Annotated in this window: 13 protein-coding genes and 1 pseudogene; 9 read left to right on the top strand and 5 right to left on the bottom strand. The window is 72.7% G+C overall.

Going from position 1 to position 20,378, the window contains the following annotated elements:
* Positions 1 to 62: 62 nt before the first annotated feature.
* From glgB to DNK53_RS11835, 4 genes and pseudogenes are all read right to left on the bottom strand, one after another.
* Positions 63 to 1,961 (bottom strand): annotated as a pseudogene (gene glgB / locus DNK53_RS11850) (1,4-alpha-glucan branching protein GlgB); the annotation flags it as partial.
* Entirely contained in the window at positions 1,958 to 3,412 is a 1,455-nt protein-coding gene (locus DNK53_RS11845; protein ID WP_162599911.1) for a maltokinase N-terminal cap-like domain-containing protein, read from the bottom strand. The gene DNK53_RS11845 and the pseudogene glgB, both read right to left, overlap by 4 nt.
* Entirely contained in the window at positions 3,409 to 5,133 is a 1,725-nt protein-coding gene (gene treS, locus DNK53_RS11840) for a maltose alpha-D-glucosyltransferase (RefSeq protein ID WP_239456557.1), read from the bottom strand. Before treS ends, DNK53_RS11845 begins: the two co-directional genes overlap by 4 nt.
* Before the next feature lie 20 nt (positions 5,134 to 5,153).
* Entirely contained in the window at positions 5,154 to 7,148 is a 1,995-nt protein-coding gene (locus DNK53_RS11835) for an alpha-1,4-glucan--maltose-1-phosphate maltosyltransferase (RefSeq protein WP_110183125.1), read from the bottom strand.
* Positions 7,149 to 7,307: 159 nt separating this feature from the next.
* Between DNK53_RS11835 and glgP the strand changes: the two genes are divergently transcribed.
* The 4 genes from glgP (at position 7,308) to DNK53_RS11815 (ending at position 13,466) form a co-directional block, all read left to right on the top strand.
* Positions 7,308 to 9,920: an alpha-glucan family phosphorylase gene (gene glgP, locus DNK53_RS11830; protein WP_110182552.1), complete on the top strand. Its 2,613-nt coding sequence runs from the start codon at positions 7,308 to 7,310 to the stop codon at positions 9,918 to 9,920.
* Positions 9,921 to 10,013: 93 nt separating this feature from the next.
* Positions 10,014 to 10,739, top strand: coding sequence for a hypothetical protein (locus tag DNK53_RS11825; protein ID WP_204163901.1), 726 nt, complete (start codon positions 10,014 to 10,016; stop codon positions 10,737 to 10,739).
* Positions 10,740 to 10,855: 116 nt separating this feature from the next.
* Entirely contained in the window at positions 10,856 to 12,805 is a 1,950-nt protein-coding gene (locus DNK53_RS11820) for a sensor histidine kinase (RefSeq protein ID WP_204163900.1), read from the top strand.
* Complete coding sequence (locus DNK53_RS11815; protein ID WP_204163899.1) at positions 12,798 to 13,466, top strand: response regulator transcription factor; 669 nt, start codon at positions 12,798 to 12,800, stop codon at positions 13,464 to 13,466. The genes DNK53_RS11820 and DNK53_RS11815 overlap by 8 nt, the downstream gene beginning before the upstream one ends.
* Positions 13,467 to 13,476: 10 nt before the next feature.
* Here the strand turns inward: DNK53_RS11815 and glgX are convergent, their stop codons facing one another.
* The gene (gene glgX, locus DNK53_RS11810) at positions 13,477 to 15,630 is read right to left on the bottom strand and encodes a glycogen debranching protein GlgX (RefSeq protein WP_110182550.1); all 2,154 of its coding nucleotides are present in this window, start codon (positions 15,628 to 15,630) and stop codon (positions 13,477 to 13,479) included.
* 121 nt (positions 15,631 to 15,751) lie between these two features.
* Here glgX and DNK53_RS11805 point away from each other — a divergent pair, with 121 nt between their 5' ends.
* The 5 genes from DNK53_RS11805 to DNK53_RS18390 all read left to right on the top strand — a co-directional run bounded on the left by DNK53_RS11805 (position 15,752) and on the right by DNK53_RS18390 (position 20,343).
* Positions 15,752 to 16,531: an enoyl-CoA hydratase/isomerase family protein gene (locus tag DNK53_RS11805; protein ID WP_110182549.1), complete on the top strand. Its 780-nt coding sequence runs from the start codon at positions 15,752 to 15,754 to the stop codon at positions 16,529 to 16,531.
* A gap of 21 nt (positions 16,532 to 16,552) precedes the next feature.
* Positions 16,553 to 16,897 carry a hypothetical protein gene (locus DNK53_RS11800; protein ID WP_110182548.1) on the top strand — a complete coding sequence of 115 codons (345 nt, stop codon included), beginning with the start codon at positions 16,553 to 16,555 and terminating at the stop codon, positions 16,895 to 16,897.
* A 125-nt stretch (positions 16,898 to 17,022) separates the two neighbouring features.
* On the top strand, positions 17,023 to 17,901 hold the full coding sequence (locus DNK53_RS11795) for a hypothetical protein (protein WP_110182547.1): 879 nt from the start codon (positions 17,023 to 17,025) through the stop codon (positions 17,899 to 17,901).
* A gap of 240 nt (positions 17,902 to 18,141) precedes the next feature.
* Positions 18,142 to 19,251 carry a hypothetical protein gene (locus DNK53_RS17550; RefSeq protein WP_162599910.1) on the top strand — a complete coding sequence of 370 codons (1,110 nt, stop codon included), beginning with the start codon at positions 18,142 to 18,144 and terminating at the stop codon, positions 19,249 to 19,251.
* 198 nt (positions 19,252 to 19,449) lie between these two features.
* On the top strand, positions 19,450 to 20,343 hold the full coding sequence (locus DNK53_RS18390) for a hypothetical protein (protein WP_110182546.1): 894 nt from the start codon (positions 19,450 to 19,452) through the stop codon (positions 20,341 to 20,343).
* Positions 20,344 to 20,378: the final 35 nt, after the last annotated feature.

The following is a 20,378-nucleotide window of genomic DNA, read 5'->3' as shown; positions in this document are numbered from 1 at the left end:
CCCGTCGCCGCGTCCGGGGTGCCGGCCGCCGCGTCCGGGGTGCCGGCCGTCGCGTCCGCGGTGCCGGCTGCCGGTGGCGCGAGCGGCTCGGGCGCGGGAGCGGGGCGGAGCCAGACCGTCCCCAGCGGGGGGAGGGTCAGCGTGGTGCTCGCGGGCTGGTCGTGCCACGGCTCGGCGACGGCCTCGACCTGCCCGAGGTTGCCCACGCCGGAGCCGCTGTAGGCGTCGGCGTCGGTGTTGAGCACCTCGTGCCAGGTGCCGGCGCGGGGCAGCCCGAGGCGGTACCCCTCGTGCGGGACGGCGGAGAAGTTGGTCACGCAGACCAGCTCGGGGGCGTCGGGCGCCCGGCGCACGAAGGCGAAGACGTTCCGCCCGGCGTCGTGGGACTCGAGCCACCCGAAGCCGTGGGGGTCGTTGTCGAGGCCGTGCAGCGCCGGCGTCTCGCGGTAGACCCGGTTGAGGTCGCGCACGAGGTCCTGCACGCCGCGGTGCTCGGGGTGGTCCAGCAGCCACCAGTCCAGCTCGCGGGCCTCTGCCCACTCGGCCTCCTGGCCGAACTCCGTGCCCATGAAGACCAGCTGCTTGCCCGGGTGGGCCCACATGTAGGCGAGGTAGGCGCGCAGGTTGGCCAGCTGGCGCCACCGGTCGCCCGGCATCTTGCGCAGCAGCGACCCCTTGCCGTGCACGACCTCGTCGTGGCTGATCGGCAGGACGTAGTTCTCCGACCACGCGTAGACCAGGGGGAAGGTCATCTCGCCGTGGTGGTGGGCGCGGTGCACGGGGTCGCGCTCGACGTAGGCCAGGGTGTCGTGCATCCAGCCCATGTTCCACTTGAAGCCGAAGCCGAGACCGTCGTCGGAGGTCGGCCGCGTGACGCCCGGCCAGGAGGTGGACTCCTCCGCGACGGTGAACGCGCCGGGGACGCGCTTGTAGACGGTGGCGTTCATCTCCTGCAGGAAGTTGACCGCCTCGAGGTTCTCGCGGCCCCCGTGCACGTTGGGGCTCCACTGGCCGGGCTCGCGGGAGTAGTCGAGGTAGAGCATCGAGGCGACCGCGTCGACCCGCAGGGCGTCGACGTGGAACTCCTCGAGCCAGTAGAGCGCGTTGGCGACCAGGAAGTTGCGGACCTCGCGACGCCCGAAGTCGAAGACGTAGGTGCCCCAGTCGGGGTGCTCGCCGCGCTGCGGGTTCGGGTCCTCGTAGAGCGGCGTCCCGTCGAAGCGGGCGAGGGCGAAGTCGTCCTTGGGGAAGTGGGCGGGGACCCAGTCCACGATCACGCCCACCCCTGCCTGGTGGAGGCGGTCGACCAGGAGCCGGAACCCGTCGGGGTCGCCGAAGCGCGAGGTCGGGGCGAAGTACGACGTCACCTGGTAGCCCCACGAGCCGCCGAAGGGGTGCTCCATCACCGGCATCAGCTCGACGTGGGTGAAGCCGAGGTCCTGGACGTAGGGGACGAGCGCGTCCGCGATCTCCTCCCAGGTGTAGGTCCGGCCGTCGGGGTGCCGCCGCCAGGAGGCGAGGTGCATCTCGTAGACCGACATCGGCCCGTTGACCGGCTGGCGCCGCGTCCGTGCCGTCATCCACTCCTGGTCGCCCCACTCGTGGGCCGAGCCGAAGACCACCGAGGCGGTCTCGGGCGGGACCTGGGTGTGGAAGGCCATCGGGTCGGCCTTGTCGCGCCAGACGCCGTCGGCGCCGCGGATCCGGAACTTGTAGCGGGCGCCGCCCGCCACGTCGGCGACGTGGGCGTGCCAGACGCCGGAGGTGCCGATCGGGTCCAGCGGCGACCTCGCGCCGTCCCAGTCGTTGAAGTCGCCGACGACCTGGACCTCCTGCGCGTGGGGGGCCCAGACGGCGAAGGAGGTGCCGGTGGCGTCGGGGTGGGCGCCGAGCACCTGCCACAGCTCCTCGTGGCGCCCCTCGTTGATCAGGTGGATGTCGAGCTCTCCGGGTGCGGTCATGCGCTCGCTCCGCTCGTGTCGGGGTCGGTCGGGTCGGGGCGGCCCTCGTCCGCGGCGGGACGGGCCATCATCTCGGCCAGCTGGGCCAGTCCGTGCAGCGGCACCTCGGCCCAGCCGGGACGGTTGCGCGCCTCGTACGCCGCCTCGTAGGCCGCCTTGTCGGCGACGTAGGCGGCCAGCAGCGCGCGGTCGCCGGCGGCGAGGCCGTCGGCGTACGCGTCGAGGAAGGCCTGCTGGTTGCGGGTCGACCACTCCTTGGCGCGGTAGGCGCGCTGCTCGCGGCCCTCGTCGCCCGGGTGGTTCATCGCCGCGACCCGGGGCGCGTAGTCGAAGGAGCGCAGCATGCCCGCCACGTCGCGCCACACGGAGTCGGGCTGCAGCCGCTCGGCCAGCGGTCGGGCCGGCTCGCCCTCGAAGTCCACGATCTTCCAGCCGCGGACGGTGCGCAGGGTCTGCCCCAGGTGGAGGTCGCCGTGGACCTGCTGGACCCGCAGCCCGGGCAGGTCGCGCAGGGCGTCGTACGTCGCGCGGACGAACTGCTCGTGCGCCGCCAGGCCGGGGGCCGCTGCCAGCGCCTCGTCGAGCCGGGCGTGCAGCCGGGCGGCGAGGGCCTCGAGCTCCTCGGGACCGCGCTCCTCGACCGGGAAGTGCTCGGCCAGCACCTCGTGGGTCTCGCGGAGCGCCACGCCCAGCCGGGCGGCCTCGCCGGCGAAGTCGCCGCCCACCTCGTCGGGGTGCAGGTCGCCCTCCGCGAAGAGGTCGCGGACGCTCACCAGCGCGAGCTCCCAGCCGTCGCTCGCGGTCCGCAGGTACTGCTGGAGCATCGCCAGCTGGATGACCGCGTCGGCCTCGGTGTCGACGACGTCGAGCCAGCCGTAGAGCGCGGCGACGTGGTCGGAGCCGGCCCGGGTGAGCACCTCGTGGATGGCGATGTCGGGGTTGACGCCCGGGGTCACCTTGCGGAAGACCTTCATCACCGCGTCCTCGCCGAACCGGACCGAGGAGTTGGACTGCTCGCCCGTGAAGAGGGTCGAGTGGGCCTCCACGTCGAGCTCGTGACCGGGCAGGCCGTGGAAGAGCAGCGGCCCCTCGGGCCGCTCGCCGCGGGTCACCCGGTCGAAGGCCGCGAGCCAGCGGCCCATCGCCTCGCGGTCGTGCAGCGCGTCGTAGACGTGCTGCAGCCGGCCGGGCTCGTCGGGGTGCTCCCAGGTGCCGACGTGCGCGTGGCCCAGGCGCTCCTGCGGGTGGTCGTAGGCGGCCAGGGGGACCTGGTAGAGGTCGGGCTCGCCGCCGTCGGCGTAGGCGACCTCCACCAGCAGGATCTCCACGCGTGGCTCCTCGCCCGGCAGGACGCCGGCCACCCGGGTGCGGGAGACGCTGAACTCGCGTCCCTTGCCGGCGAACCAGCGGGCCTCGGCCAGCAGCCCGGCCAGGTCCTCGTGCGCGCTCATGCGGTGCCCTCCTCGCTGGGGACGGTCAGGACGAACCAGTAGAAGCCGTAGCCGCCCATGGTCAGCAGGTAGGGCATCTCGCCGACCGGCGGGAACGGCACGCCACCGAGCAGCTCCACCGGCGTCATGCCCTCCCAGCGCCGCAGGTCGAGCTCGACCGGCTGGGGGAAGCGGGACAGGTTGTTGACGCAGACCAGGACCTCGCGGTGGCCGTCCTCGGTGACGTGCTCGCGCGCGTAGGAGAGGACCGCCGGGTTGGAGCCGCCGAGGTCGGTGAAGTCGCCGAGACCGAACGCCGGGTGCTGGCGGCGGGCGTGGATCATCCGCCGGGTCCACTGCAGCAGCGACGAGGAGTTGGACAACTGCGACTCGACGTTGACCGACTGGTAGCCGTAGACCGGGTCCTGCACGGTCGGCAGGTGCAGCTTGCCGGGGTTGGCCGAGGAGAAGCCCGCGTTGCGGTCCGGGGTCCACTGCATCGGGGTGCGGACGCCGTCCCGGTCGCCGAGCCAGATGTTGTCGCCCATCCCGATCTCGTCGCCGTAGTAGAGGACGGGGGAGCCCGGCAGCGACAGCAGGAGCGCGGTGAAGAGCTCGATCTGGTTGATGTCGTTGTCCAGCAGCGGTGCGAGCCGACGGCGGATGCCGATGTTGGCCTTCATGCGGGGGTCCTTGGCGTACTCGTCCCACATGTAGTCGCGGTCCTCGTCGGTGACCATCTCCAGCGTGAGCTCGTCGTGGTTGCGCAGGAAGATGCCCCACTGGCAGTTCGCCGGGATCTCGGGCGTCTGCTCCAGGATCTCCGAGATCGGGAAGCGGGACTCCCGCCGGACCGCCATGAAGATGCGCGGCATCACCGGGAAGTGGAAGGCCATGTGGCACTCGTCGCCGCCGACGTCGGGGTCGCCGAAGTACTCCACCACGTCGGAGGGCCACTGGTTGGCCTCGCACAGCAGGACCCGGCCCGGGTAGTGCTCGTCGACGAAGCGGCGGCACTCGCGGAGGAACTCGTGGGTCTCGGGGAGGTTCTCGCCGTTGGTGCCGGGCCGCTCGTAGAGGTAGGGGACGGCGTCGAGCCGGAAGCCGTCGAGGCCCATGTCGAGCCAGAAGCCCATCGCGTCGAGCATCGCCTGGCGCACGGCCGGGTTGTCGAAGTTGAGGTCGGGCTGGTGGTGGAAGAACCGGTGCCAGTAGTACTGCCCGCGGACCGGGTCGAAGGTCCAGTTGGACGGCTCGGTGTCGACGAAGATGATCCGCGCGTCCTGGTAGAGCTCGTCGGTGTCGGACCAGACGTAGAAGTCGCCGTAGGGGCCGTCGGGGTCGGACCGGCTGGCCTGGAACCACGGGTGCTGGTCGCTCGTGTGGTTCATGACGAAGTCGATGATCACGCGGATGTCCCGCTTGTGGCACTCGTCGAGGAAGTCGTGGAAGTCCTCGACCGTGCCGCACTCGGGGAGGATGTTGTTGTAGTCCGCGACGTCGTACCCGCCGTCGCGCAGCGGCGAGGTGAAGAACGGCGGCACCCAGAGGCAGTCCACCCCGAGCCACTGGAGGTAGTCCAGCTTCTCGATGAGCCCGCGGAAGTCGCCGGTGCCGTCCCCGTCGGAGTCGCGGAAGGAGCGCACCAGCACCTCGTAGAAGACCGCGCGCTTGAACCAGTCGGGCTGGTCGGCGGTGTTGCTGGTGTCCTCGAAGTCGTTGGTCGCTCCGCGCTCCTCGATCGCGTCGGTCGAGATCTCCGTCAACGGGGGCTCCTCACGTGGATGATGTGCGCGGGCTCGTGGCCCGGGTCCAGGCGGACGTAGTTGTGCTGGTGCCAGCTCCACTCCTCGCCGGTGACCTCGTCGTGGGCGATGAACGAGTCGTGCCAGCCCAGGCCCAGCGCCGGCATGTCCAGGTGGACCATGGTCTCGCGGGTGGCGTGCGGGTCGAGGTTGATCACCACGAGCACGGTGTCGCCGCCGGGGCCGCCGCCGTGCTCCTCGGGCCGGTGCTTGCTGAACACCAGCACGTGGTCGTCGTCGGAGGCGTGCACGGTGAGGTTGCGCAGCAGCTGGAGCGCGGGGTGCCTGCGGCGCAGCTCGTTGAGGCGGGTGAGGTACGGCGCCAGGGTGCGGCCCTCGGCGGCCGCGCCGTCCCAGTCGCGGATCCTGACCTGGTACTTCTCCGAGTCGAGGTACTCCTCGGAGCCCGGGCGGACGGCGACGTGCTCGTAGAGCTCGTAGCCGGCGTACACCCCCCACGACGGAGACCCGGTGGCCGCCAGCGCGGCCCGCACCTTGAACGCCGCCGGCCCGCCGTACTGCAGGTAGGCGTGCAGGATGTCGGGGGTGTTGACGAAGAAGTTCGGGCGCATCAGGTGGTCGGACTCCGACGAGACCTCGCGCAGGTAGTCCTCGATCTCGCGCTTGTGGGTGCGCCACGTGAAGTAGGTGTAGGACTGGTGGAAGCCGACCGCGCCGAGGCCGTGCATCATCGCCGGCAGCGTGAACGCCTCCGACAGGAAGACGACGTCGGGGTCGGTGCGGCGCACCTCCTTGAGCAGCCACTCCCAGAAGGCGAGCGGCTTGGTGTGCGGGTTGTCGACCCGGAAGATCCGCACCCCGTGAGCCATCCAGTGCCGCACGACCCGGAGCACCTCGCGGCAGATGCCGACGGTGTCGTTGTCGAAGTTGACCGGGTAGATGTCCTGGTACTTCTTGGGCGGGTTCTCGGCGTAGGCGATGGTGCCGTCGGCGCGCGTGGTGAACCACTCGGGGTGCTCCTTCACCCACGGGTGGTCGGGGGCGGCCTGGAGCGCCAGGTCGAGGGCGACCTCGAGGCCGAGGGCGCGGGCCCGGGCGACGAAGGCGTCGAAGTCGTCCAGCGTCCCGAGGTCGGGGTGGACGGCGTCGTGGCCGCCGTGCCGGCTGCCGATCGCCCAGGGGGAGCCGGGGTCGTCGGGACCGGGGGTCAGCGTGTTGTTGGGGCCCTTGCGGTTGACCTCGCCGATCGGGTGGATCGGCGGCAGGTAGATGACGTCGAAGCCCATCTCGGCCACCGCGTCGAGCCGCTCGGCCGCTGTGCGGAAGGTGCCGCTGGTGACCTTGCCGGTCTCCTCGTCGCGGGTGGCGCCCTCGGAGCGGGGGAAGAACTCGTACCAGCTGCCGTAGAGGGCGCGCTCGCGGTCGACCCACAGGGGGTAGGGGCCCTCGACGGTGAGCAGGTCGCGCAGGGGGTGGGCCAGCAGCACCCCGGCGAGCTCGGGGGACTGCAGCACCGCGAGGCGCGCCTCGACGGGGCGCGCGGTGTCCTCGGCCGCGGTGGCAGCCGCGCGGACGAGCTTCTGCTCGGCCGCGGTGAGCGGGTCACCGGCGAGCACGCGCTCGAGCAGCAGCCGGCCCTCGGTGAACATCAGCTCGACGTCGACGCCGGCCGGGATCTTGATGCCGGCGTCGTGCTGCCAGGTGGCCAGCGGGTCGGACCAGGAGTGCACCTCGAAGCCCCACGAGCCCTCGGCGTCGGGGACGACGTGGGCCGAGTAGAGCGTCTTCTCGTCGGGGTCGGGGCGCATCCGCACGGGGGGTCGGCGACTCCCGTCGGGCGCGACCAGGACCACCTCGGCGCCCAGCTGGTCGTGCCCCTCGCGGAACACGGAGGCCCGTACGGGCAGGGGTTCGCCCACCGTCGCCTTCGCGGGCTGGCGCCCGAGGTCGACGACCGGATGCACGTCCATGACAGGGATTCGACCGACCATGTTCTCCACACTCGCGAACCGGGAGGCCACGTGCAAGCCGCACGTGGCCGTGACACCCCGACGTGGCGCAGGACACCTCGCCGGGTCTGCCCCACGTACCCCGGCGGGCGTCCCGGGCATGCGTTGGATCGATCAAACAAAATGCCCTAACGTCGTGGCATGCGCGCGATCCGTCGATTCACCGTCCGCCCCGTGCTGCCCGAGCCCCTCGCCGACCTGGGGGTGCTGGCCGGCAACCTGCGCTGGTCCTGGCACCCCGAGACGCAGGACGTCTTCGCCTCGGTCGACGCGACGCTGTGGGAGCAGGTCGGCCACGACCCCGTCCGGCTCCTCGGCGCGGTCGGCCGGGAGCGGCTCGAGGAGCTCGCCGACGACGCGGCGTTCACCGCGCGGCTGTCAGGGGCCCGCCGCGACCTCGACGCCTACCTGACCGAGGACCGCTGGTTCCAGCGCCGCCACGGCGCCGGCGCCGCTGCCGGCGAGCAGGAGGGCGAGGGCGCGCCGCGCTCGATCGCCTACTTCTCGCCGGAGTACGGCATCACAGCGGTGCTCCCGCAGTACTCGGGCGGCCTCGGGATCCTGGCCGGCGACCACCTCAAGGCTGCCTCCGACCTGGGCATCCCGCTCACCGGCGTCGGACTGCTCTACCGGCACGGCTACTTCAAACAGTCCCTGTCGCGCGACGGCTGGCAGCAGGAGACCTACCCGGTGCTCGACCCCGACGAGCTGCCGCTGACGCCGCTGCGCGAGGCCGACGGGAGCCGCACCCTGGTCTCCCTCGACTTGCCCGACGGCCCGCTGCTCGCCCGCGTGCTGGTGGCCCAGGTCGGCCGGGTCCCGCTGCTGCTGCTCGACTCCGACATCGAGGAGAACCCGCAGCACTACCGCGACGTCACCGACCGGCTCTACGGCGGCAACTCCGAGCACCGGCTGCGCCAGGAGCTGCTGCTCGGGGTCGGCGGGGTGCGCGCGCTCCGGGCGTGGTCGCGCGTCACGGGTGCGCCCGAGCCCGACGTCTTCCACACCAACGAGGGCCACGCCGGCTTCCTCGGCGTCGAGCGGATCCGCGAGCTCACGGCCGACGACCACGGGCCCCGCCTCGACTTCGACACGGCGCTGGAGGTCTCCCGAGCCGGCACGGTCTTCACCACCCACACCCCGGTGCCCGCCGGCATCGACCGCTTCCCGCGGACCCTGGTCGAGCAGTACTTCGGCGGCGGCGCCTCGCCCACGCCCGGCGTCCCGGTCGAGCGCGTCCTGGCGCTCGGCGCCGAGGACTACGAGGGCGGCGACGCGGGGGTCTTCAACATGGCGGTCATGGGCTTCCGCCTCGCCCAGCGCGCCAACGGCGTCTCCCAGCTGCACGGCCACGTCTCCCGCGGGATGTTCAACGGCCTGTGGCCCGCCTTCGACGAGGCCGAGGTGCCGATCGGCTCGATCACCAACGGCGTCCACGGCCCCACGTGGATCGCCCGGGAGGTCGTCGAGCTCGCCGCCGAGCTGGGGGCCGACGTCGACGGCGACGACACCGACGCCCTCTGGCCGCTGGTCGACCGGGTGCCGGACCGCCGCCTGTGGGACCTCAAGCGCACCCTGCGCGAGCGGCTGGTCGCCGACGCCCGGGGGCGGCTGGCGCGCTCCTCGGCCAAGCGCGGGATGACGCCCGCCGAGACCACGTGGATCGAGGACGCCCTCGACCCCGACGTGCTGACGATCGGCTTCGCGCGCCGCGTGCCGTCGTACAAGCGGCTCACGCTGATGCTGCGCGACCCCGAGCGGCTCAAGCGGCTGCTGCTGCACCCGGAGCGGCCCGTGCAGCTGGTCATCGCCGGCAAGTCGCACCCCGCCGACGACGGGGGCAAGCGGCTGATCCAGGAGATGGTCCGGTTCGCCGACGACCCCGAGGTCCGGCACCGCATCGTCTTCCTGCCCAACTACGACATCGCGATGGCGCAGCCGCTCTACCCGGGCTGCGACGTGTGGCTCAACAACCCGCTGCGTCCCTACGAGGCCTGCGGCACGTCGGGGATGAAGGCGGCGCTCAACGGCGGCCTCAACCTCTCCATCCTCGACGGCTGGTGGGACGAGTGGTTCGACGGCGGCAACGGATGGGCTATCCCGTCGGCCGACGGGGTCGAGGACCAGGACCGGCGCGACGACCTCGAGGCTGCCTCGCTCTACGACCTGATCGAGCACGAGGTCGCGCCGCGGTTCTACGACGTGGACGCCGACGGGGTGCCCACCCGGTGGCTGGAGATGGTCCGGCACACGCTCAAGTCGCTCGGTCCCAAGGTGCTGGCGACCCGTCAGGTCCGCGACTACGTCCACGAGCTCTACGCCCCGGCCGCTGACCGGGCGCGGATGCTCAACTCCGACTGGGCCGGCGCGCGGGACCTCGCCGGCTGGAAGCGTCAGGTGCGGGAGCAGTGGCACGGAGTGCACGTGGAGCACGTCGAGTCCGTCGACCACGGGGACACTGCCGAGGTGGGCGGGTCCTTCTCGGTGCACGCCTACGTGGCGCTCGGCGCCCTCCGACCCGAGGACGTCGAGGTGCAGGCCGTGCACGGGCGTCCGGGGCACGACGACGAGCTCACCGACTCGCGGACCACCCCGATGGAGCTGGTGGAGTCCTACGAGGACGGGCGTCACCGGTTCGACACCACGCTCGCCCTCGACCACGCGGGACCGTTCGGCTACACCGTGCGGGTGGTGCCGCGGCACCGCGCGCTCGCCTCCGTCGCCGAGCTCGGCCTGGTCGCCCTGCCGGGCTGATCCCGGAAGGTCGGGACAGCCGCCCCTGGAGGTCGGGACGCCGGGCGCGCCAGCGTGCTCCCTGTACGCACCACACGACAGGGGGAAGCCCGCATGAGCAGCAACAGCACCATCACCACGACCGCCACCACCGGCCGACGGGACGAGGGGACCACCCGCCGCGGTCACGACCGCACGCGGGAGTCGCGCGCCTGGGCGCTGACGGGGGTCGCCGCCGGGGTGGCCGGCATCGTCGGCATCCAGGCGTCCGCGACGGTCGACGCGGTCTACGACGAGCGCAACCAGGGGGACGCGGTCGCGATCACCGAGCGGCTCTCGGAGCAGGTCCCCAACCTGCTCGTCTTCCACACCGCCACGACGCTGTGCACGGTCCTGGTCCTGGTCTTCGCGCTGGGCCTGCGCCGCCGTCTGGCGGGCCAGACCCGGGCGGGGAGCCTGCTGCCGGACGTGAGCGCCGCGGGGCTGCTGCTGGTCTCGGTGGCCGGCCTGATCGGCTCCGGGCTCGACACGGAGTTCATCTTCGGCCTCGCCGAGCCGGACCGGATGGTGCCCGAGTCGGCCGCCTTCTACGGGCACTGGGTCGGGACGATGAACTGGCTCTGGCTGGGCGCGGGAGTCACGGGCGTGGCGCTGGCCGCGGCCGCCCTGCGCCAGGCTGCCGCGCCCCGCTGGATCGGCTGGGTCGGCGCGGTCCTGGGCGGGCTGACGCTCCTGCTCGGTCTCTCGCCGCTGCAGTACATGGCGGGCTTCACCGGTCCGGTGATGCTGCTGGTGGTCGCGCTCGGGTTCGCCTTCGGGGACCGCGCGACCGGTCGCTGACCGGGGCGCCGAGGAGCTCGCGGGCGGGACGGACGGCGCAAGGGATGTCGCGGACCACGGATCCTCACTACATTGCTCCCGCCATGGGGACGACCGACGCACGGACGCGGCCACGGGTGGCCGCGTCCGTCGCGGTCGTCTCGTGGGGCCTGGCCCTGCTCGCGCTCAGCCTGCTCGCCTCGGTGCGACCCGCGCTGGACGAGAACCTCTGGTTCCTCCTGGTCGACGTCTCGGTGGCCTGCGTCTACGGCACGGTCGCGGCGGTGGTGCTGAGCCGCCGGCCGCACCCGGTGGGATGGATCGTCGCCCTCGCCGCCGTCGGCGGGGGAGCGGCCGCCCTCGGCTACGCCCTGGAGGCGTGGTGGCAGGAGAACCGCGGCGACGGACCCCCGGGCTGGCTGGACGCGGTCAACTCGACCGCCTGGGTGCCGGGCACGCTGGCGATCTTCCTGGTCGTCCCGTGGCTGGTCCGGGACCACCCCCTCGGCCGGGCCCGGGCCGGCGTCGCGGCCGGGGCCCTGGTCTGCGGCCTCACCGCCGCCGGCTCGGCCCTGGTCGTCGACCCGCTGGTGGGGATCGGCCTGGTGCTGTCGGTGCCGCTGGGGCTGCTCGCCGCGCTCGCGGTCGAGCTGCGCCGCCGGCGAGGGCCCGCGGCCGAGCGCAACGGGCTGGGATGGCTCGCGGTCGGGACGCTGCTGATGGCGCTCTCCTTCGTGCCGCTGCTGGTGCCCCTGGGCCTGCCGCTCTGGGTGACGCCGGTGCTCCACCTCGCCTCGCAGGTGTTCTTCCCGGCCGCGATCCTGGTCGCGGTGCTCCGGGGCCGGATGTGGGGGCTCGACCTGGCGGTGAGCCGCGCGGTCCTCGCCGGGGCCATGACCCTCGCCCTCCTCGTCCTCTACCTGGTGGTGGTCGCGCTGGTCGGCACGGTGCTCCCGGGCCGCGGGTCGGCGCAGGTCGTGGCCGCCGGCGTGGTCGCGGTGGCCGTCCAGCCCCTGCGGCTGCGGCTGGAGCGACGGGTGCGGCGGCTGGTGCACGGGGCGGGCGCGGACCCGGCGCGGGTGGTCAGCCGGCTGGGGTCGCAGCTGGACCGCGGGGGGAGCGTCGACGGCCTGCTGGCCGACGTCGCCGAGGACCTCGGGCGGTCGATGCGGCTGGAGTCGGTGACGGTGCTCGGGGTGCCGGCCGCCGGGTCCGTCGCAGCGGAGGACGCCCCCGGCCCCGAGCTGGCCGCCTGGGGCGTGCCGACGCGTGACCCGCACGTGGTGCCGCTGCGGCACCGCGGTCGGCAGGTCGGCTCCCTGGCGGTGACCGCGCCGCCCGGGGAGGCCCTGGGTGCCCAGGGCGAGCGCACGCTCGGCGAGCTCTCACCGGTCGTGGCGGCGGCCGTGGCGGTGCGCGCGGCGGAGCAGGACGTGGCCGACCTCCGGCGCAGGCTGGCGTTGGCCCGGGTCGCCGAGCGTCGCCTGATCCGGCGCGAGGTGCACGACGGGCTGGGGCCCTCGCTCGCCGGCCTGCGGCTCGGCCTCCAAGGGGTGCGCAACCTGCTCGACACCGACCCGGACGGTGCGCGCGAGCTGCTCGACGTGCTGGGTGCCGAGCTGGACGAGCGGGTGGTCGCAGTCCGCGAGCTCTCGCACCAGCTGCTCCCGCCGGTGCTGGTCGAGCTCGGGCTGGAGGCCGCGCTGGCGGAGCTCGCCGCCCGCGAGGAGACCGGTCCCACGATCCACCTGGACCTCGCCGACACGTCCTGGCTGGACCTCGGGGCGGCAGCGGCCGTGCACGCGATCGTCGCCGAGGCGGTCACCAACGTGCGCCGGCACGCGGGCGCCACGCGCTGCCTGGTCAGCACCTGGGTCGAGGACGGCGCCCTGGTGGTGACCGTCCGCGACGACGGTCGGGGGGTGCCGGACGGGGCCCGGCACGGGGTGGGCACCCAGGCGATGACCGAGCGGGCCGAGGAGCAGGGCGGACGGGTCGAGGTCCTGGCGGCCCCCGGAGGTGGGACCCTGGTGCGGGCGGTGCTCCCGACGGGGCGGTCGCAGGAGCAGGAGGCGGGTCGTGGCTGAGGGTGCGGAGGTGGTCCGGGTGGCGGTCGTGGACGACCACCCGGTGTTCCGCCTGGGCATGGTGGGTCTGCTGGGCTCCCTCCCGGGGTTCGAGGTGGTGGGCCAGGCGGCGTCGGCGCTGGAGGCGCTGGCGCTCCTCGGCTCCGGCCAGGAGCCGTCGGCCGACGTGGTGCTGATGGACCTGCACCTGGGCGAGGGGTCCGGGATCGAGGTGACCCGGGACCTGGTGCGCCGGCACCCGGGACTGCGGGTGCTCGTGGTCACCATGCAGGAGGACGACGAGTCGGTGGCGGCCGCGGTCCGGGCCGGCGCCCGCGGCTACCTGGTCAAGGGGGCGACGCCCGAGGAGGTGGAGCGGGCGGTCCGGGCGGTGGCCAACGGCGAGGTGATCCTCGGTCCGTCCGTCGCCGCCCGCGCGATGGCGACGCTGCTCACGGGGCGGACCGCCGCGCGGGTGTCCTTCCCCGAGCTCACCGACCGCGAGCGCGAGGTGCTCGACCTGGTCGCCCGCGGCTTCGACAACGCCACCATCTCGCGCCGTCTGGTCCTGAGTCCCAAGACGGTGCGCAACCACGTGTCGAACGTGCTGGCCAAGATCGGCGCGCCGGACCGTGCGGCCGCGATGCTGCGGGCTCGCGAGCAGGGGCTGGGCGGGGACTGAGACCCGTCGCTCAGGCCTGGCGCAGCACCAGGGTCGAGCGCGCCTCGAGCTCCAGCACGTCGCCGGCGAGCACCGTCGTCCCGACCGGGTGGGCCTCGTCGGTGGAGAGCACCACCTCGCCGCGCTGCACCCACTCGTTCTCGGGGAGGATGATCCGCACCGGGTCGGGCTGGCTGTTGAGCCAGACCATGAACGACCGGTCCCGCAGCTGCTCCCCGCGCGGGCCGGGGGAGCGCAGCGGGTCGCCGGAGACGAACATCCCGACCACCTTGATCGAGTGGTCGTGCCAGTCGGCCGTGGTCATCTCCCGGCCGTCGGGGTGCAGCCAGGCCAGGTCCTTGGGGCCGCCCTTGATCGCGGGGCGCCCCTCGAACCAGTGGCGCTGGCGCAGCGCGGGGTGGTCGCGGCGCAGCCGCAGGGCGGTCTTGGTGTGCTCGTAGACGTCGAGCCAGGCGTCGTCGGGGCGCCAGTCGACCCAGGACAGCTCGTTGTCGTGGACGTAGGCGTTGTTGTTGCCGCGCTGGGTGCGGCCCCGCTCGTCGCCCATGGTCAGCATCGGGACGCCCGCGCTGAAGCAGAGGGTCGTCATGAGGTTCTTGGCCTGCCGTCGCCGCAGGGCGACGACCGCGCGGTCGTCGGTCTCGCCCTCGGTGCCGCAGTTCCACGACCGGTTGTTGTCGGTGCCGTCCCGGTTCTGCTCCCCGTTGGCCTCGTTGTGCTTGCGGTCGTAGGAGACCAGGTCGCGCAGGGTGAAGCCGTCGTGCGCGGTGACGAAGTTGACCGACGCGTACGGCGAGCGTCCGTCGTCGGCGTACAGGTCGCTGGAGCCCGCCAGCCGGGTCGCCATCGTCCGGATGCCGTCGCCGTGCCCGCGCCAGAAGTCGCGCACCGTGTCGCGGAACTGGTCGTTCCACTCGATCCACGGGGGCGGGAAGCGGCCGACCATGTAGCCGTCCATGGAGGCGTCCCACGGCTCGGCGATGAGCTTGACGTGGCGCAGCAGCGGGTCCTGGCCGATGGCGGTCAGCAGGTGGCTGCCCATGTCGACCGCCTGCTGGGTGCGGGTGATCGCCGAGGTGAGGTCGAAGCGGAAGCCGTCGACGTGCATCTCGGTCACCCAGTAGCGCAGGGAGTCCAGCACCATCCGCAGCGACTGGGTGCGGGTGGTGTCGACGGTGTTGCCGCAGCCGGTCACGTCCCAGTAGGTGTCGGGGACCACCGGGTCGCCGTGCCCGTCGAGCACCCGCTGGTAGTAGCCGAGGTCGTCGAGTCCGCGGAAGCTCAGGGTGGGTCCGAGCGGGCCGCCCTCGGCGGTGTGGTTGTAGACCACGTCGAGGATGACCTCGAGGCCGGCGCGGTGCAGCGTCTTGACCATCTCCTTGAACTCGGTGACCTGCTGGCCCCGGTCGCCGCTGGCGGAGTAGCCGTTGTGCGGGGAGAAGTAGTTGAGCGTGTTGTAGCCCCAGTAGTTGACCTGGCCGCGCTCGGCGACGCCGGGCTCGGAGGCGAACTGGTGGACGGGCAGCAGCTCGACGGCGGTGACGCCGAGGTCGCGCAGGTAGTCGGTGACCGCCGGCGTCGCGAGGCCGGCGTACGTGCCGCGGAGCTCCTCGGGGACCCGGTCGTGCAGCGCCGTCATCCCCTTGACGTGGAGCTCGTAGATGACGGTGTCGCGCCACCGGCGCCGCATCGGGACGTCGCCCTCCCAGTCGAAGTCGTCGTGCACCACGACGCTGCGGGGCACGTGGGGCGCGGAGTCGAGCGTGCTGGGCGCCGTGGGGTCGGCGAAGTCGTGGCCATGGACGGCCGGGTGGTGCCGGACGTCGCCCGAGACCGCCTGCGCGTAGGGGTCGACCAGGAGCTTGAGGGGGTTGAACCGCAGGCCCCGGTCGGGCTGCCACGGGCCCTCCACCCGGTAGCCGTAGCGGGTGCCGCGGGGCAGGCCCGGGACCTCGCCGTGCCAGATGCCGAGCGACTGCTCGAGCAGCTCGACCCGGTGCTCCACGTCGTCCTCGTCGAAGAGGCAGAGCCACACGCGGTCGGCGCGGGGGCAGTAGACGGCGAAGTTGGTCGCCTCCGGCGTCCACGTCGCGCCGAGGGGCCAGTTGCGCCCCGGCCAGACGTCGACCTGCTCGTCCTGGTGGTCCCACATTCCCGGTGTCATCGCCGTCCATTGTGGCCGATGGGGGCCGCCCGGCGGACGCGACCGGGGAAGGTGGCACGATCACGACCGGGTGCGGCACCGGGCCCGCACGCAGACGTCAGACGAGTGAGTGGAGAGACAGATGGGTGAGTTCGTCAACCTCGAGGTGACCGACGGCGTCGGGACGATCCGGCTCGACCGGCCCAAGATGAACGCCCTCAACATGGCCGTGCAGGAGGAGATCCGCGCGGCTGCCCAGGAGGCGACCGACCGCGACGACGTGAAGGCCGTGGTGATCTGGGGCGGGGAGCGTGTCTTCGCGGCGGGCGCCGACGTCAAGGAGATGGCCGACATGTCGCACACCGACATGGTCAAGCGCTCCGGCGGCCTGCAGTCGGCGATCTCGGCCGTGGCGCGGATCCCCAAGCCCGTCGTGGCGGCCGTCAACGGCTACGCCCTCGGCGGCGGGTGCGAGCTGGCCCTGTGCGCCGACGTCCGGTTCGCCGCCGTGGACGCCGTCCTCGGCCAGCCGGAGATCCTGCTCGGGATCATCCCCGGCGCGGGCGGCACGCAGCGCCTCTCGCGGCTGGTGGGCCCGTCGAAGGCCAAGGACCTGATCTTCACCGGTCGCTTCGTCAAGGCCGACGAGGCGCTGGCGATCGGGCTGGTCGACCGGGTGGTGCCGGCCGACCGCGTGTACGCCGAGGCGACGGCCTGGGCGGCACAGTTCAGCAAGGCCGCCACGTACGCGCTCCGCGCGGCCAAGGAGAGCGTCGACCGCGGTCTCGAGGTCGACCTGGAGACCGGGCTCGAGATCGAGCGGCAGCAGTTCGCCGCCCTCTTCGCGACCGAGGACCGTAGCCTCGGCATGGGGTCGTTCGTTGAGCGTGGACCGGGCAAGGCCGAGTTCGTCGGCCGCTGACCACGTGAGGGGGACCCGCCGGTGACGACCCACGAGCGGAACTCCGTGCGGGCCGCGGGCCTCCGGGTCCGCGCCGGCGCCGCCCACCTGGTGTGGTGGGCGTGCGTCGCCTGCGCGGTGCTGCTGTCCACCGGCGTCCTGCTCGTCGCCCTGGAGGCGGACCCCGGGCTGGCGCCGGTGGACCTGGTCCTGCGGGCGGGGGAGGTGCTGGACCTCGGGGTCCTCGACCGCGACGACGGGGCGTGGCGGGTCTCCGGCGGGGACGCGGCGATGAGCGGCACCCTGCTCAACTGGGGCACGGCGGCGCTGGCGTGGCTGGCCCTGGGCTACCTGCTGGACCGTCTGGTCGGCCCCCGACGGGCGTGAGACGGCCGCGCCACGCGGGTGCCGGATTGCTGCAACAGGTTCTAGGGCCGGGGTTAGAGTCCTCCGTGGCGGGCGCCGCACCGGCCCCGCCACGACGTTCCTGATTCCTTGGAGGGATTCACCACATGCGCAACTCCGTTCTCCGCCGCGTGGCCGCCACCGGCGCCTCGCTCGCCGTGGCCTCGGTCGGCCTCGCCGCCTTCGCCCCGTCCGCCACCGCCGCCAGCGGCGAGATGACCTTCAACTGCAAGCTGCTCAACGGCTTCTCGTCGGCCGACTTCACCACCGTCGCCGACACCGACCTGCCCGCCTCGGTGCAGCTGGGCAGCAGCACGCCGGTCAACTTCACCGCCACGATCACGATCCCCGAGGCGACCGCCAACCTCGCCCGCAACTTCGGCTCCACCGTCGAGGGCAAGGCGGCCATCGCCACCACGATCAACGACGCCGCCGCCCCGGCGTCGGTGACCCTGCCGGCGACCAGCACCGGCACCTCCGGCCCGCTCGTCCTGAGCGTCGCGGGCACCGCGGACGCCGCGTACGTCGCGGACTCCGCCGGCAAGAAGACCGTGAAGCTCACCGGCTACAACGCCGACCTGGTCTTCAAGAACGCCGCCGGCACCGCCACCCCCGTCGACGCCAAGTGCACCGCGGCGCCCACCGCCGACACCACCGTGGACACCTTCGACGTCATCGACCCCAACGCCCCGGCGGTCCAGGCGACGGAGACCACCGCGACCACGAAGTACAAGAAGAAGCAGGCCAAGCTGGTCGCGAAGGTCGAGGTCCTCAACGAGGACGGCTCCGCCGCCGCGGGCGACGTCAAGATGGTCCTCAAGAAGGGCAAGAAGAAGGCCAAGGCCTCCGTCACCCTCAACAAGAAGGGCAAGGGCAAGAACGCCTTCACCAAGGTCGCCCCGGGCAAGTACAAGCTCGTCGTGAAGTACAAGGGCAGCGAGACCTCCAAGAAGTCGAAGGAGACCCTCACCGTCAAGGTGAAGTGATCCTCGGGCGCCACGGCGCCCCGCTCCCGCAGCGCCCCCGGCGCTGAGCGGAACCCCCAGGTCCCCGTCCCGGCTCGTCCGGGGCGGGGACCTGTCGTCATCGACCGGTCCAGACCCCTGTCCCGCGGCAGCGGCGGTGCGTGCACGAGGGCGGCGAACGTGGCTACAGTCCCCCCGGAAGTTACGGGAGGGTAACCACGCCGCTCCCGACCGCCGATGCCTTGGGAGGGCACGACCACCATGCACAGCTCCGTACTCCGCCGCACGCTCGCCGCCGGCGCCTCGCTCGCCGTGGCCGGCGCCGGCATCGCCGCGCTCGGCTCCTCCGCGACCGCCCAGAGCGCGTCCCTGTCCTACGACTGCCTGCTCCTCGGCTCGATCGAGTCGACCTTCACGACTGTCGCTGACACCGACCTGCCGGCGCAGGTCACCGTCGGCTCGACGACGCCCGTCCAGGTGACCGCGACCATCACCGTCCCCGAGGGCACCGCCAACGCGGCCCGCGGCCTCGGGACGAGCGTCTCCGGCACCGCCACCATCAACGCCACCATCGGCGGCGTCGCCACCCCGGCCACGGTGACCGTCCCGGCCACGAGCACGGGCGCCTCCGGCCCACTGGTGCTGAACGTGTCCGGAGCGCTCGACGCGCCGTACGTCGCCGACGCGGCAGGGAACAAGATCGTGGAGGCGGACAGCTACACCGCGAACCTGACCTTTACCGGTGGTGCCTTCGACCCCTTCAACGTCGGCGTGACGTGTGAGTCGCCCGACAGCCAGGACACCACTGTCGACACGTTCACCGTCGTGGAGTCCGAGACCCCGACCGAGGAGCCGTCGCCGTCGGAGTCGCCGTCCCCGAGCGCGTCGCCGTCGGAGTCGCCGTCCCCGAGCGCGTCGCCGTCAGAGTCGCCGTCGGAGTCGCCGACCGCGTCCGCCTCGCCGTCCACGTCGCCGTCTGCGTCCGCTTCGCCGACCGTGAGCCCGTCGCCTAGCGCCAGCACGTCGCCGTCCGCCTCCCCGACCGCGTCCCCGACCGCGACCGTCGCCCCGACGCCGGCCGTGCAGAAGACCACGACCACGCTCTCCACGATCGTGAAGAAGCGGCAGGGCAAGCTCGTGGCGAAGGTCAAGGTCGTCGGCGCCGACGGCAAGCCCGTCGCGGGTGACGTGAAGCTCGTGCTCAAGCAGGGCAAGGAGAAGAGCAAGGCGAAGGTCACTCTGAACACGTTCGGCAAGGGCAAGAACGCCTTCACCGGGATCGGCGTCGGCAAGTACCAGGTCACCGCCAAGTACCAGGGCGGTGCGACCGCGAAGAAGTCGCGCGACAACGCCACCGTCAAGGTGAAGTGACCCGACGGTCCCGACGGTCCTGACGAGGCCCCTCCTCCGCCCTCACGGCGGGGGAGGGGCCTCACCCATTTGAGGTATTGGTGTCCGTGTCGTGAGAAGGGGGTGCGGAACGAGGGGGGTGTGTGGCTAGCCTCACAGGCTGAGTTACGGATGCGTAACCTACGTAGCCGTAAAGCATTTTCTAGGGGAGGGAAACCCATGAAGAAGAACGTCCTGAAGCGCCACGTGGCGCTCGGCGCGAGTGCCGCCGTCGCCCTGGCCGGGATGGCCGCCTTCGCGCCTGCGGCGAACGCCGCGAGCGGCCAGATCACGTTCAACTGTGCGCTGCTGGGCGGCCTGGTGAACTCCGACTTCATCACCGTCGCCGACACCGACCTGCCGGCCACCCTCGAGCAGGGCTCGACCGTGCCGGTCGGCTTCACCGCCACCATCACCGTGCCGGCCGCGACCGCCGACGTCGCGCGCAACCTCGGCAGCACGGTCCGCGGCACCACCACCGTCGCGACCACCATCGACGGCGCCCCGGCCCCGGCTTCCGCCGACATCCCCAGCACCCCGCTGGGCGCCGCCGGTCAGCCGCTGGTCCTCGAGGTGAGCGGCTCCGGTGCCGACTACACCGCCGCCACCACCGGTTCCAAGACCGTCGCCGTCGCGAGCTACCGCGCCGACCTGCTCTTCAACAACGGCACCAACGACACCGCCGTCGACGTGGTCTGCAACGCGGCCCCCGGCGCCGTGACCACCGTGGACACCTTCGAGGTCGTCGCCCCCGAGCCCGAGCCGACCGAGGAGCCGACCCCCACCGAGGAGCCGACCCCCACCGAGGAGCCGACCCCCACCGAGGAGCCGACCCCCACCGAGGAGCCGACCCCGACCGAGGAGCCGAGCCCCACCGCCGAGCCGAGCCCCACCGCCGAGCCGAGCCCCACGGCGGAGCCGACCCCCACCGAGACGCCGACGCCGACGGCCACGCCCACGCCGACCCAGACGCCGAGCCCCACCACCGGCCCCACGCCCAACCCGATCGGTGACTTCCTGGCCAAGCTGCTGAAGGCGCTCAAGAAGATCGGCTGCAAGATCTTCAGGTGCTGATGCCCTGAGTCCTGGCACCACCGAGGCCCCCGTTC

Source organism: Nocardioides solisilvae (assembly GCF_003194625.1).
Lineage (GTDB): Bacteria > Actinomycetota > Actinomycetes > Propionibacteriales > Nocardioidaceae > Nocardioides > Nocardioides solisilvae.
Note: the sequence above shows the minus strand (reverse complement) of the source record. Positions and strands in the feature narration are given on the sequence as shown.

What these genes read in the sequence shown, in the direction of transcription:
- DNK53_RS11805 (WP_110182549.1), top strand. Translation starts at nt 15,752, where the DNA reads ATGGGTGAGTTCGTCAACCTCGAGGTGACCGACGGCGTCGGGACGATC.
- DNK53_RS11825 (WP_204163901.1), top strand. Translation starts at nt 10,014, where the DNA reads ATGAGCAGCAACAGCACCATCACCACGACCGCCACCACCGGCCGACGG.
- DNK53_RS18390 (WP_110182546.1), top strand. Translation starts at nt 19,450, where the DNA reads ATGAAGAAGAACGTCCTGAAGCGCCACGTGGCGCTCGGCGCGAGTGCC.
- DNK53_RS11795 (WP_110182547.1), top strand. Translation starts at nt 17,023, where the DNA reads ATGCGCAACTCCGTTCTCCGCCGCGTGGCCGCCACCGGCGCCTCGCTC.
- DNK53_RS11845 (WP_162599911.1), bottom strand. Translation starts at nt 3,412, where the DNA reads ATGAGCGCGCACGAGGACCTGGCCGGGCTGCTGGCCGAGGCCCGCTGG.
- glgX (WP_110182550.1), bottom strand. Translation starts at nt 15,630, where the DNA reads ATGACACCGGGAATGTGGGACCACCAGGACGAGCAGGTCGACGTCTGG.
- DNK53_RS17550 (WP_162599910.1), top strand. Translation starts at nt 18,142, where the DNA reads ATGCACAGCTCCGTACTCCGCCGCACGCTCGCCGCCGGCGCCTCGCTC.
- glgP (WP_110182552.1), top strand. Translation starts at nt 7,308, where the DNA reads ATGCGCGCGATCCGTCGATTCACCGTCCGCCCCGTGCTGCCCGAGCCC.
- DNK53_RS11835 (WP_110183125.1), bottom strand. Translation starts at nt 7,148, where the DNA reads ATGGTCGGTCGAATCCCTGTCATGGACGTGCATCCGGTCGTCGACCTC.